This is a genomic window from Kitasatospora sp. NPDC049285, from assembly GCF_040678815.1.
In the GTDB taxonomy this organism is placed as follows: domain Bacteria; phylum Actinomycetota; class Actinomycetes; order Streptomycetales; family Streptomycetaceae; genus Kitasatospora.
The window spans coordinates 121,467-133,728 of sequence record NZ_JBFAQR010000001.1 but is presented as its reverse complement, the minus strand read 5'-3'; the positions used below and the strand labels follow the sequence as shown (position 1 = coordinate 133,728).

At 76.0% G+C, this 12,262-nt stretch carries 8 protein-coding genes and 1 riboswitch; of the genes, 3 read left to right on the top strand and 5 right to left on the bottom strand.

All coding sequences use genetic code 11. The features are described from left to right. Positions 1-34: 34 nt before the first annotated feature. On the bottom strand, positions 35-1,123 hold the full coding sequence (locus AB0K51_RS00580; RefSeq protein WP_363449330.1) for a cobalt-precorrin-5B (C(1))-methyltransferase: 1,089 nt from the start codon (positions 1,121-1,123) through the stop codon (positions 35-37). Between the two features lie 272 nt (positions 1,124-1,395). Between AB0K51_RS00580 and AB0K51_RS00575 the strand changes: the two genes are divergently transcribed. Beyond that, the gene (locus AB0K51_RS00575; protein WP_363448880.1) at positions 1,396-2,133 is read left to right on the top strand and encodes a cobalt-precorrin-6A reductase; all 738 of its coding nucleotides are present in this window, start codon (positions 1,396-1,398) and stop codon (positions 2,131-2,133) included. 20 nt (positions 2,134-2,153) lie between these two features. Here AB0K51_RS00575 and AB0K51_RS00570 read toward each other — a convergent pair whose 3' ends face one another. The 3 genes from AB0K51_RS00570 to AB0K51_RS00560 are packed head-to-tail and all read right to left on the bottom strand — an operon-like array spanning position 2,154 to position 5,661. Then, the gene (locus tag AB0K51_RS00570; protein ID WP_363448878.1) at positions 2,154-3,773 is read right to left on the bottom strand and encodes a precorrin-2 C(20)-methyltransferase; all 1,620 of its coding nucleotides are present in this window, start codon (positions 3,771-3,773) and stop codon (positions 2,154-2,156) included. Beyond that, complete coding sequence (locus AB0K51_RS00565) at positions 3,770-4,396, bottom strand: precorrin-8X methylmutase (RefSeq protein ID WP_363448876.1); 627 nt, start codon at positions 4,394-4,396, stop codon at positions 3,770-3,772. Before AB0K51_RS00565 ends, AB0K51_RS00570 begins: the two co-directional genes overlap by 4 nt. Further along, a complete protein-coding gene (locus tag AB0K51_RS00560; RefSeq protein WP_363448874.1) occupies positions 4,393-5,661 on the bottom strand; it encodes a cobalamin biosynthesis protein CobG in 1,269 nt (422 codons plus the stop codon). The genes AB0K51_RS00565 and AB0K51_RS00560 overlap by 4 nt, the downstream gene beginning before the upstream one ends. 240 nt (positions 5,662-5,901) lie before the next feature. Next, positions 5,902-5,977, top strand: a riboswitch (cobalamin riboswitch). A 240-nt stretch (positions 5,978-6,217) separates the two neighbouring features. Here AB0K51_RS00560 and cobN point away from each other — a divergent pair. Further along, positions 6,218-9,835 carry a cobaltochelatase subunit CobN gene (cobN, locus tag AB0K51_RS00555; protein WP_363448872.1) on the top strand — a complete coding sequence of 1,206 codons (3,618 nt, stop codon included), beginning with the start codon at positions 6,218-6,220 and terminating at the stop codon, positions 9,833-9,835. Between the two features lie 84 nt (positions 9,836-9,919). After that, the gene (lnt, locus tag AB0K51_RS00550) at positions 9,920-11,473 is read left to right on the top strand and encodes an apolipoprotein N-acyltransferase (RefSeq protein WP_363448869.1); all 1,554 of its coding nucleotides are present in this window, start codon (positions 9,920-9,922) and stop codon (positions 11,471-11,473) included. Positions 11,474-11,496: 23 nt separating this feature from the next. Here the strand turns inward: lnt and AB0K51_RS00545 are convergent, their stop codons facing one another. Beyond that, positions 11,497-12,261, bottom strand: coding sequence for a VOC family protein (locus tag AB0K51_RS00545; RefSeq protein WP_363448867.1), 765 nt, complete (start codon positions 12,259-12,261; stop codon positions 11,497-11,499). Position 12,262 lies beyond the last annotated feature (1 nt).

The window sequence follows — 12,262 nt, the reverse complement described above, 5'->3', positions numbered from 1 at the left end:
GACCACCGCACCCACCGGGGCCCCTGACGATCCGTCAGGGGCCCTTCGGCTCGGCCCGGCCGACGATCGTGCCGGCCCGGTCGATGCAGATCACGTCGACCGTCACGGGCGCGCCGAGCAGCACGCCGAGCGCGGCCTCGCGGGCCCGCCGGGCCACCAGGTCGCCGAGCGGGACGCCCGCCGCCGCACACAACTGCACCGCTTCCAGGGCGGTGTTGGCAGCGGCGACCCGCTGCGCCAGCTCCTCGGAGGCGCCGCCCTCGCGAGCCAGCGCGGCGAGCTGCGCCTTGTCGACCTGGGAGCGGCCGGAGTGCAGGTCCAGGTGGCCGGCGGCCAGCTTGGACAGCTTGGCGAAGCCGCCGGCGATGGTCAGCCGCTCGACCGGGTGCCGGCGCAGGTACTTGAGGACGGCGCCCGCGAAGTCGCCCATGTCCAGCAGCGCGTCCTCCGGCAGGCCGTACTCGGCGACCGCGACCTTCTCGGACGTCGAACCGGTCGCCCCCGCCACGTGGGTGCGGCCCGCCGCGCGGGCCACGTCGATGCCGCGGCGGATCGAGTCGATCCACGCCGAGCAGGAGTAGGGCACCACGATCCCGGTGGTCCCGAGGATGGACAGGCCGCCGAGGATGCCCAGCCGCGGGTTCCAGGTGCGGCGGGCGATCTCCTCGCCGCCGTCCACCGAGATCTCCACCAGCACGTCGCCGGAGGCTCCCGCCTCCCGGGCCACCTCGGCGATCACCTCGCGCATCAGCTGCCGCGGCACCGGGTTGATGGCCGGCTCCCCCACCGCCAGCGGCAGCCCCGGCTTGGTCACCGTGCCCACTCCCGGCCCGGCCCGGAACACCACGCCCGCACCCGGCTCGCCGTGCCGGACGGTCGCGCGGATCAGCGCGCCGTGCGTGACGTCCGGATCGTCCCCGGCGTCCTTCACCACCCCCGCCGTCGCGTAGCCGTCACCCAACTCCTCGACCGCCAGCGCGAATCCGGGCCGCTCCCCCTTCGGCAGCGTGATCACCACCGGCTCGGGGAACCCGCCGCCGAGCAGCGCCGTGTACGCCGCCTTGGTCGCCGCCGTCGCGCACGCCCCCGTCGTCCACCCCGGCCGCAGCCCGCTGCTGCGCAACTGCCCCTTCCGCCCGCCCGCAGCACCTCCGCCGGCCGCGGCAACGCCGCCCTCAGGACCGCTCGCGGTGCCGCCCGCGGCGAAGCCGTCCGCGGTCCCGCCGTCCGAGCCCCGTTCCGCGTCGCCGCTCACCACAGGTCCCTCCTCGCGTTCCGATCCGCCGGCCCCGACCCCGACCCCGGCACCGGCACCGTCCGCCCACTCAGCCACGGCGACCGCCCCGGTTAGGCTGGTGCGTCCGACCCATCTCCACGCCGGTTCCGGGAGTCCGCATGCACGTCCTGATCCTCGGCGGCACCACCGAGGCGCGCCGCCTGGCCGACGCGCTGGCCGCCGACCCGGCGCTGCGGGTCACCAGTTCGCTGGCCGGGCGGGTCGCCCAACCGCGGCTGCCCGCGGGGGAGGTCAGGATCGGCGGCTTCGGCGGCCCGGCGGGGCTCGCCGCCTGGCTGCGCGCACAGCGCGTGGACGCGCTCATCGACGCCACCCATCCCTTCGCGGACACCATCAGCCACAACGCGGCCCTCGCGGCCGCCGACACCCATACTCCCCTGCTCGCCCTGCGCCGGCCCAGCTGGACACCCGGGGACGGCGACCGCTGGCACCCCGTGCCGGACCTGGCGGCCGCCGCCGACGCGCTGCCCGCCCTCGGCGGCCGGGTGTTCCTGACCACCGGTCGGCAGGGCATCGCCGCCTTCGCCCACCTCACCGGCCACTGGTTCCTGGCCCGTTCGGTCGAGCCGCCGACCGCGCCGATGCCGCCCGCCACCGAAGTGCTGCTGGAGCGCGGCCCGTTCACCCTGGACGGGGAACTCGCCCTGCTCCGCGCGCACCGCATCGACGTGCTGGTCACCAAGGACAGCGGCAGCGCCGCCACCGCGCCCAAGCTGACCGCCGCCCGCGAACTCGCTCTCCCGGTGGTGATCGTCCAGCGCCCGCACCCCCCGGCGGGGGTGCCCACCGCACCGGACGTGGCGGGGGCGGTCAGCTGGCTGCGGGCGCTCGGCTGACCTGCCCCGCCCCCGGCGGGCTACGCCTCCGGGTAGCGCCGCGGCGTCCAGACCACGTGCTCGCCGCCGCCGCGCTCCACCCACTGCGTCTGGGTCGAGCCGATCAGCAGCAGGGTCCGCATGTCGACCTCGGCGGGGTCGAGTTCGCCGAGCCGGACGGTGCGCACCCGCTCGGTGGGGCCGCCGACGTCGCGGGCCATCACCACGGGGGTGGCGGCGTCCCGGTACTCGAGCAGCAGGTCGCGGGCCAGGCCGACCTGGGTGGTGCGGCTCCTGGAGCCGGGGTTGTACAGCGCGAGCACCAGGTCGGCCTCGGCGGCGGCGCGCAGCCGGCGGGCGATCACCTCCCAGGGCTTGAGCCGGTCGGAGAGCGAGATCACCGCGTAGTCGTGGCCGAGCGGCGCACCGGCGCGGGAGGCGGCGGCGTGCGCGGCGGTCATGCCGGGCAGGACGCGCACCGGGACCTCGCGGTACGGCTCCTCGCAGGCGGCTTCCAGGACGGCCGTCGCCATCGCGAAGACGCCGGGGTCGCCGGAGGAGACCACCGCGACCCGCCGTCCGCGCCGTGCCAGCTCCAGGGCGAACTCGGCGCGCACGCCCTCCACCTTGTTGTCGGAGCCGTGCCGGGTCTGCCCGGCCCGTATCGGCACCCGGTCCAGGTAGGTGGTGTAGCCGACCAGGTCGGTGGCGGCGGCGAGGGCGCCGCGCGCCTCGGGGGTCAGCCAGAGCGGTCCGGCCGGGCCGGTGCCGACCACCACGACCTCACCGACCTCCGTGGTGCCGTCGCCGTCCGACGGTTCGTCAGCGGCGGTCTGCTCCGGTGCCTGCGCGCCCGCGAGGGCGTCGAACGGGCGTCCGGAGGAGTCGAGGGCGGCGACCTTGCTGGGCAGCACCGCGACCGAGAAGTACGGGACGCTCGCCGGGTCGATCTCGGCGAGCGGGCCGGTGCGTTCGCCGTCCATGGTGGCGCGTTCCACGTACCGGGCCTCGGCCAGCCGGCCGGTGCGCTCCAGGGCGCGGCGGACGGCGGGGAAGGTCCGGCCCAGCTTCATGATCACCGCGGAGTCGGTGGAGGCGAGCCGGGCGGCCAGCTCCTCCTCGGGGAGGGTGCCGGGGATGACCGTGAGCACCTCCTCGGCCTCGACCAGCGGGGTGCCGAGGCGGGCGGCGGCGGCGCTGATCGAGGTCACGCCGGGCACCACCTCGGTGGGGTACCGGTGGGCGAGGCGCTTGTGCATGTGCTGGTAGGAGCCGTAGAACAGCGGGTCGCCCTCGGCGAGCACGACCACGTCGCGTCCGGCGTCGAGGTGGGCGGCGAGCCGCTCGGAGGCCTCACGGTAGAAGTCGTCGAGCGCGCCGCGGTAGCCGCCGGGGTGGTCGGTGGTCTCCACGGTGACGGGGTACATCAGCCGCTCCTCCAGCTGACCGCCCGTCAGGTAGCGCTCGGCGATGGCGCGGGCGTGCGAACGGCCGTGCCGGGCGCAGTGGTAGGCGATCACGTCGGCCTTGCCGATGAGTTCGGCGGCGCGCACGGTGACCAGCGACGGGTCGCCCGGGCCGACGCCGACGCCGTACAGCCGTCCGGTCCGGCCGCCCTGCGCCGACTCGGCGCCGTTCAGCGGTTCCTGGTGCTCCGTCATTCCACTTCGCTCGCAATCGCGTTGATCGCGGCAGCGGCCATCGCGCTGCCGCCCCGGCGGCCCCGGATCACCAGGTGTTCCAGTCCGGACGGGTGTTCGGCCAGGGCCTGCTTCGACTCGGCCGCGCCGATGAAGCCGACCGGGACGCCGATCACCGCGGCGGGTCGCGGCGCACCGGCCTCGATCATTTCCAGCAGCCGGAACAGCGAGGTCGGCGCGTTGCCGACGGCGACCACGGCGCCCTCCAGGCGGGGGATCCAGAGTTCCATCGCGGCGGCGCTGCGGGTGTTGCCCATGGCGCGGGCGAGTTCGGGCACGGCGGGGTCGGTGAGGGTGCAGATCACCTCGTTGTCGGCGGGCAGCCGCTTGCGGGTCACGCCGCTGGCGACCATGTTGACGTCGCACAGGATCGGTGCGCCGGCGTGCAGGGCCTTGCGGGCGTCGGCGACCACGTTCGGCGAGTAGACCAGGTCCTCGACCAGGTCGACCATGCCGCAGGCGTGGATCATCCGCACCGCGACCTGCGACACGTCCGCGGGCAGCGCGGCCAGGTCCGCCTCCGCCCGAATCGTGGCAAAGGACTGGCGGTAGATGGACGCGCCGTCCTTCTCGTACTCGATCACTTGGCCCTCCGCGCCTCGGCGTTCCGCGCCTCGGCGAGCGCCGCGGCGAGTTCTGTGTCGTCTTCTGCGTCGTCGGCTCCCGGCCCCGGCACGTCCCGTGCGGTGCCGTCCACCGTCACCCGGTATCCGCCGCCGCCGGTCGCCAGGACGTCGACCCACCGCCCGGCGGGGTGTCCGCAGCGGCGTTCGCAGCCGGACCAGTGCACGGGCAGCCCGCCGGCCGTCGCGGTGCGGGCGGCGTCCGCCCGGACGTCGGCCAGGGACTTTCCGCACCCGGGCAGCCCGGTGCAGGCGCTCAGCCCTTCCCAGGGCCCGCCGGGCTCGGTCCGGAACCCGGCCGCGGCGAAGCGCTCCAGCCATCCGGCGCCCGCCCCGGGCACCACGACGCCGCGCCACGGGGTCACCCGCACCGCTGCGCCGCCGGGGCCGCCGGACGCCGGCGCCTCGGCCAACAGGCGCCACTGCGCGCTGTCCGCCCGGCCGAACCGCAGCCCGACCGACACGGCGTCACCGACGACGCCCAGCGCGGGCGGCCGCCCGGCGAACTCGGGCAGTTCGACCGCGCCGTCGGGAAGTTCGTCCTGCACCTCGCGGACGTGCCAGGCCCGGCCGCGGGCCAGCGCGAGGAACTTCCGCGCGGCGTCCAGCGCGGCGGCGACCGGCGCGTCGACGGGGGTGCCGCGGCGGGCCCGGCCGAGGCGCAGCAGGGCGCGGCCGCCGCCCGTTGCGATCAAGGTCACATCGGCGTTCAGGGCGGCGACGTCCCCGCGCCCGTCGTCGACGGCGAACAGGAACTTGCCGGACAGCCCCGCCGCCCATCGCGCGGCGCACAGCGCGGCGTCCAACTCCCTTACCCAGGTGTGGACTTCGTCGCCGTGTCCGAGTCCGTCGAGACCGGCCAGCGGGGAGGCGACGACGTTGCGCACCCGCTCGTGGGTGTCGGACGGCAGCAGCCCGGCGGTGCGCAGCCGGGCGGCCAGTTCCGCCCCGCAGTCGTCGCGCAGCCCCCGCAGCTGGACGTTGCCGCGCGAGGTGACCTCGACCTCGCCGTCGCCGAGCGCGTCCGCCGCGTCGGCGATCGCGTGGACCTGACGGGCCGTCAACAGCCCGCCGGGCAGCCGGAGTCGGGCCAGGTGGCCGTCCTCGGCCCGGTGCAGGCGCAGCGCGCCGGGGCAGGCGTCGGCGCGGTCCCGGTCGGTCCCGACGACGGGCGCGGCACCGCTCCCGCCGGAGGGTGCCGGTACGGCGTCGGGTGTGGGTGGCATGGCCGCGAGCATACCCATCGGCGGGCGGCCCGCTACCGTCCCGTACGTCACACTCCCCCGCGGTGACGGTCCGACAATGCGCAGCTCAGCGCCGTGACACGAGGGGCCCACGGGCCGCCCGGGACGCGTGGGGCGGAGATCCACGGGGCGTTCGAGGTCACACTCCCCCCGGCGGGCGATCACCCCGTACGATGCTGGCGGGCGGTCCGCGGACCGTCCGCTGCCAGCGACGGCACAGCGGAGGAAGTCCGGTGCGAATCCGGTGCGGTCCCGCCACTGTGACCGCGGCTCACCGAGCCGCGGGAGCCAGGAACTCCGGCCGTCCTCCACTGCCCGGGGCGAGGACCCCGAGGAAGGTCCGATCGATGCGCCGCCGCATGCCCGCAGCCGGGCCGGGTCCCGTGCCGCCTCCGGCACCCGTGCCCCGGTGCCCGGACGCGCCCGTTCCCGCGCCCACCAGTTCGTCGGCGTCCCGCCGTTCACGCGGGGGCGGGACCGTCTCCGCGCCCGGGTGCGTCCACCCGTCCCTGCCCGACACGCCCGGGAGGGCTTCCGCATGATCCTGCTCCTGTCCACGTCCGACACCGACCTGCTGAGCGCCCGTGCGGCGAACGCGATGAGCGGTCCGGTGCCGTTCCGCCTGGGCAACCCGGCGCGCCTGTCGCCCGCCGAGCTGCCGGAGCTGCTGGAGGGCGCCGACCTGGTGGTGGTGCGCCTGCTGGGTGGCCGCCGCGCCTGGCAGGAGGGGCTGGACGCGCTGCTCGCGGGGCCCCGCCCGGTGGTGGTGCTGACGGGTGAACAGGCCCCGGACGCCCAGCTGATGGAGCTGTCGACGGTGCCCGCGGGCATCGCCGCGGAGGCGCACGCCTACCTGGCGCACGGCGGCCCGGCGAACCTGGCGGAGCTCGGCGCGTTCCTGTCCGACACGGTGCTGCTGACCGGCCACGGCTTCGCGCCGCCGGCCTCGGCCCCGGCCTGGGGTCCGCTGGAGCGCACCCCGGCCACCGACGCGGGCCCGACCGTCGCGGTGCTGTACTACCGCGCCCACCACATGAGCGGGAACACCGCGTTCGTGGAGACGCTCTGCCAGGCGATCGAGGAGCAGGGCGCGCAGGCCCGCGCCTACTTCTGCGCCTCGCTGCGCGGCGCGGAGCCGGAGCTGCTGGCCGCCCTCGGCGAGGCCGACGCGATCGTCACCACGGTGCTCGCGGCGGGCGGCACCCGGCCGGCCGACGCGCAGGCCGGCGGCGACGAGGAGGCCTGGGACGCCGGCGCGCTCGCGGCGCTGGACCGGCCGATCCTGCAGGCGCTGTGCCTGACCTGGTCGCGGGCGCAGTGGGAGGGCAGCGACGACGGCCTGTCCCCGCTGGACACCGCGACCCAGATCGCGGTGCCGGAGTTCGACGGCCGGCTGATCACCGTCCCGTTCTCCTTCAAGGAGGTCGACCAGGACGGCCTGACGGTCTACGCGGCGGACGCCGAGCGGGCGTCGCGGGTCGCGGGCATCGCGGTGCGCCACGCCCGGCTGCGGCACGTCCCGGCGGCCGAGCGCCGCCTGGCGCTGGTGCTGTCGGCCTACCCGACCAAGCACGCGCGGGTCGGCAACGCGGTCGGCCTGGACACCCCGGCCTCCGCGATCCGGCTGCTGGAGCGGCTGCAGGCGGAGGGCATGGACCTCGGCGACAGCCTCCCGGGCCTGCACACCGAGACCGACGGCGGCCACGAGGGCGACGCGCTGATCCACGCGCTGATCGAGGCGGGCGGCTACGACCAGGCCTGGCTGACGGAGGATCAGCTGTCCCGCAACCCGGTGCGCATCCCGGCCGCCGACTACCGCCGCTGGTACGCGACGCTGCCTGCGGCGCTGCGCGAGCAGGTCGAGGAGCACTGGGGCCCGGCGCCGGGCGACCTGTACGTCGATCGCTCGCACAACCCCGAGGGCGACATCGTGCTGGCCGCGCTGCGCTCCGGCAACCTGCTGGTGCTGATCCAGCCGCCGCGCGGCTTCGGCGAGAACCCGGTGGCGATCTACCACGACCCGGACCTGCCGCCGAGCCACCACTACCTGGCGGCGTACCGCTGGATCGCGGCGGCGCAGGAGGACGGCGGGTTCGGCGCGCACGCGGTGGTGCACCTGGGCAAGCACGGCAACCTCGAGTGGCTGCCGGGCAAGACCGCGGCGCTGTCCGCGGAGTGCGGCCCGGACGCCGTCCTCGGCGACCTCCCGCTGGTCTACCCGTTCCTGGTGAACGACCCGGGCGAGGGCACCCAGGCCAAGCGCCGCGCGCACGCCACGCTGGTCGACCACCTGGTGCCGCCGATGGCCCGCGCCGACTCCTACGGCGACATCGCGCGCCTGGAGCAACTCCTCGACGAGCACTCGAACATCGCGGCGATGGACCCGGCGAAGCTGCCGGCCGTCCGCGCGCAGATCTGGACGCTGATCCAGGCCGCCCGGCTCGACCACGACCTGGGCCTGGACGAGCGGCCGGAGGACGACGGCTTCGACGACTTCCTGCTGCACGTCGACGGTTGGCTGTGCGAGGTGAAGGACGCGCAGATCCGCGACGGCCTGCACGTGCTCGGCCAGGCCCCGGCGGGCACCGACCGGGTCAACATCGTGCTGGCGATCCTGCGGGCCCGCCAGATCTGGGGCGGCGTCAGCGCGCTGCCGGGCCTGCGCGAGGCGCTCGGCCTGGACGAGGCGGCACTGACCCTGGGCGCGACCGACGCGGCGGAGGCGCAGGCCCGGGCCCTGGTCGAGGCGATGGAGGCCGAGGACTGGAACCCGGCCGCGGTGGAGAAGGTCGCCGCGGGCCTGCCGCCCGCGGTGGCCGAGGTACTGGCCTTCGCCGCCGCCCAGGTGGTGCCCCGACTGTCGTCCACCACCGACGAGTTGGACGCGGTGCTGCACGCCCTGCAGGGCGGCTTCGTGCCGGCCGGCCCGTCCGGCTCGCCGCTGCGCGGCCTGGTGAACGTGCTGCCGACCGGCCGCAACTTCTACTCGGTGGACCCGAAGGCGGTGCCCAGCCGGCTCGCCTGGGAGACCGGGCAGGCGCTGGCCGCCTCCCTGGTCGAGCGCTACCAGGCCGACAACGACGGGCAGTTCCCGCCGTCGGTGGGCCTGTCGCTGTGGGGCACCTCGGCGATGCGCACCGCGGGCGACGACATCGCGGAGGCGTTCGCGCTGCTCGGCGTGCGCCCGGTCTGGGACGACGCCTCCCGCCGCGTCACCGGCCTGGAGGCCGTCCCGCTGGAGGAGTTGGGCCGCCCGCGGATCGACGTGACGCTGCGCATCTCCGGCTTCTTCCGGGACGCCTTCCCGCACGTGGTGGCGCTGCTGGACGACGCGGTGCGGCTGGCGGCCCGTCAGGAGGAGCCCGCGGAGCGGAACTTCGTCCGCGCCCACGTGCAGGCCGACCTCGCCGAGCACGGCGACGAACGCCGCGCCACCGTCCGGGTGTTCGGCTCCCGCCCGGGCACCTACGGCGCGGGCCTGCTGCAGCTGATCGACAGCCGGGACTGGCGCACCGACGCCGACCTCGCCGAGGTGTACACGGTGTGGGGCGGCTACGCGTACGGCCGCGACCTGAACGGGCGTCCGGCCCGGGAGGAGATGGAGACCGCCTACCGCCGGATCACGGTGGCGGCGAAGAACACCGACACCCGCGAGCACGACATCGCCGACTCGGACGACTACTTCCAGTACCACGGCGGCATGGTGGCCACCGTCCGCGCGCTGACGGGCAGGAACCCGGCCGCGTACATCGGCGACTCCACCCGCCCGGAGACGGTCCGCACCCGCACCCTCACCGAGGAGGCCGCCCGGGTGTTCCGCGCCCGGGTGGTCAACCCGCGCTGGCTGGAGGCGATGCGCCGGCACGGCTACAAGGGCGCCTTCGAGATGGCCGCGACGGTGGACTACCTGTTCGGCTACGACGCCACCACCGGCGTGGTCGCCGACTGGATGTACGAGAAGCTCAGCCAGGAGTACGTCCTCGACCCGGTCAACCGGGAGTTCTTCGCCGAGGCCAACCCGTGGGCGCTGCACGGCATCGCGGAGCGCCTGCTGGAGGCCGCCGAGCGCGGCATGTGGGCGGAGCCGGACGCGGCGCTGCTGGACGAGCTGCGCCAGGTGTTCCTGGAGACGGAGGGCGATCTGGAGGGCGAGTGACCGCCCGGCGAACATTGCGCCCACCGGACATGCCGGTGATCGCAGAGGGGTGCCTTCCGGCCCGGCCGGGCGGACAATCTCGGCATGACCTTCTCGGCTGCCCTGTCCCGCCCGGCCCGCTACGGCGCGCTGGTGGCCGGCGCGCTACCCGTCCTGACCTTCCCCGGCGCGGGCCTGGCCGACCTGGCCTGGGTGGCGCTGGTGCCGGGCCTGCTGGTGATGCGGGCGGCGGGCGGGCCGCGCGAGGGCGCGGTGCGCGGCTGGTGGTTCGGCGCGGGGTTCATCCTGGCGGGCATGTACTGGCTGGTGCCGTCGATCGGTCCGGCGCTGCCGCTGCTGGCGGTGGTCTTCGGGGTGCTGCTGGCGCCGGTGGGCCTGGCCGCGCAGTGGCTGCTGCACGACCCGCTGACGGTCCGTCGGGGCGCGGCCGCGCTGCTGGTGGTGCCGGCGGTGTGGGTGAGCGCGGAGTTCGCCCGCTCCTGGCACGCGCTGGGCGGGCCGTGGGCGCTGCTGGGGGCGACCCAGTGGCGGCATCCGGCGGTGCTGGGGCTGGCCTCGGTGGGCGGGGTGTGGCTGGTGAGCGCCGCGGTGGTGGCGGTGAACACGGCGGTGGTGCTGCTGGTCGCCGCCCGCCACTGGCACCTGCGGCTGCTGGCGGCGGCGACCGCGGCCGCCGCGGTGCTGACCGGTCCGCTGCTGTTCGCGGTGCAGGCCGCCCCGCCGGCCGGCGGCCCCGCGACGGTGGCGCTGGTGCAGGCCGGCCAGACCGCCGACGAGCACGCCCGGCTGGAGGCGAACGTGCGGATCACCCGCGCGCTGGCGGGCAGCCCGGTGGACCTGGTGGTGTGGGGCGAGAGCTCGACCACCGCCGACCTGGACCGCGACGGCGCCACCGTGGACCGGCTGCGCGCCCTGTCGGCGGCGGTCGGCGCGCAGGTGCTGGCCGGGGAGGACGCCCGTAAGGCGGACGGCCGGATCTCCAAGGACGCGGTGCTGGTCGACCCGTCGGGCGTGGCGGCCCGCTACCGCAAGATCCGGCTGGTGCCGTTCGGCGAGTACATCCCGCTGCGCCCGCTGCTCGGCTGGATCGCCGGGGTCAGCGCCGCCGCCGGGGAGAACCGCGCCCCGGGCACCTCGGTGCACCTGCTGCCGGTGGTCGACCGGCAGGGCCGGCCGCTGCCGGTCGGCGCCCTGATCTGCTTCGAGTCGGCGTTCCCGGACATGTCCCGCAGCCTGGCCCGGCAGGGCGCCGAGCTGATCGTCTACCAGTCCGCGACCTCGACCTTCCAGTCCACCTGGGCCCCCGCGCAGCACGCCTCGCTGGGGGCGCTGCGCGCGGCGGAGACCGGCCGCCCGGTGGTGCAGGCCGCGCTGACCGGCGAGTCGGTGGCTTACGACGCGCAGGGCCGCCGGCTGGCCCGGATGGACACCGGCGGCAGCGGCGCGCTCACCGTCCACCTCACGCTGGGCGACCCCGGCTTCCGCACCTGGTACGTGCGGCTCGGCGACTGGGTACCGTGGACGGCGCTGGCGGTCACCGCGGCGGCCGGGGCGCTCGCGGCGCGCGAGCACGGCGCCCGGCGACGGCGGCCGGACGCCGCCGCCGCGCCCGCCGTCGTCGAGTCCACCCGGGTCTGAACCGCCGTTCCTCCCGGGCGGGTTCAGCCCTCGCGGTAGGCCACGTGGATGCCGAACACGGCGCCCTGCGGGTCGCGCAGCACGGCCAGCCGCGGCCCGTCGGGCACGTCGGTGGGCGGCAGGTTGACGGTCGCGCCGAGCAGCGCGGCCCGCTCGGCGCTCAGGTCGACGTCGGCGACCGCGAAGTAGGGCATCCAGTACGGCGGGACGTCCGCCGGGAACTGGTCGGTCATGTCCATCACGCCGCCGAAGTCCCGCCCGTCCAGGCCGAACTGGGTGTACATCTCGCCGGGGCTGACGCTCCAGCCGAACACCCGGGTGTAGAAGGCCAGGGCGGCCTTGGTGTCGCGGGTGGCGAGTTCGATCCAGCCGAGCGCGCCGGGCTCGTTCAGCAGGTCGATGCCGCGCAGCGCGCGGGGCTGCCAGAGGGAGAACACCGCGCCGCCGGGGTCGGCGGCGACCGCGAACCGGCCCCAGTCCAGCGCCTCCATCGCGGGGACGATCAGCTGCCCGCCGGCCGCGGCGATCTCGTCCGCGGCGGCGTCGGCGTCCGGGGTGTCGAAGCCGATCGTCCAGGCGGTCGGCTGGTCGGGCTGCATCAGGGCGCTGAGCCCGGCGACGAGCTGCTCGCCGGCGTACAGCTTGGTGTAGCCCATCGCCTTCTCCTCCGGCACCACTTCCGCGCGCCAGCCGAAGAGTTCGTGGTAGAAGGCCTTGGCGGCGACCGGGTCCTTGGTGGCCAGTTCGACCCAGCAGGGGGCGCCCGGGCGCGGTTCGGTGATCTTCACG

Bases quoted from the DNA above. Each gene is read 5' to 3' on its own strand.
- AB0K51_RS00575 (WP_363448880.1), top strand. From the start codon at position 1,396: ATGCACGTCCTGATCCTCGGCGGCACCACCGAGGCGCGCCGCCTGGCC.
- lnt (WP_363448869.1), top strand. From the start codon at position 9,920: ATGACCTTCTCGGCTGCCCTGTCCCGCCCGGCCCGCTACGGCGCGCTG.
- cobN (WP_363448872.1), top strand. From the start codon at position 6,218: ATGATCCTGCTCCTGTCCACGTCCGACACCGACCTGCTGAGCGCCCGT.
- AB0K51_RS00570 (WP_363448878.1), bottom strand. From the start codon at position 3,773: ATGACGGAGCACCAGGAACCGCTGAACGGCGCCGAGTCGGCGCAGGGC.
- AB0K51_RS00560 (WP_363448874.1), bottom strand. From the start codon at position 5,661: ATGCCACCCACACCCGACGCCGTACCGGCACCCTCCGGCGGGAGCGGT.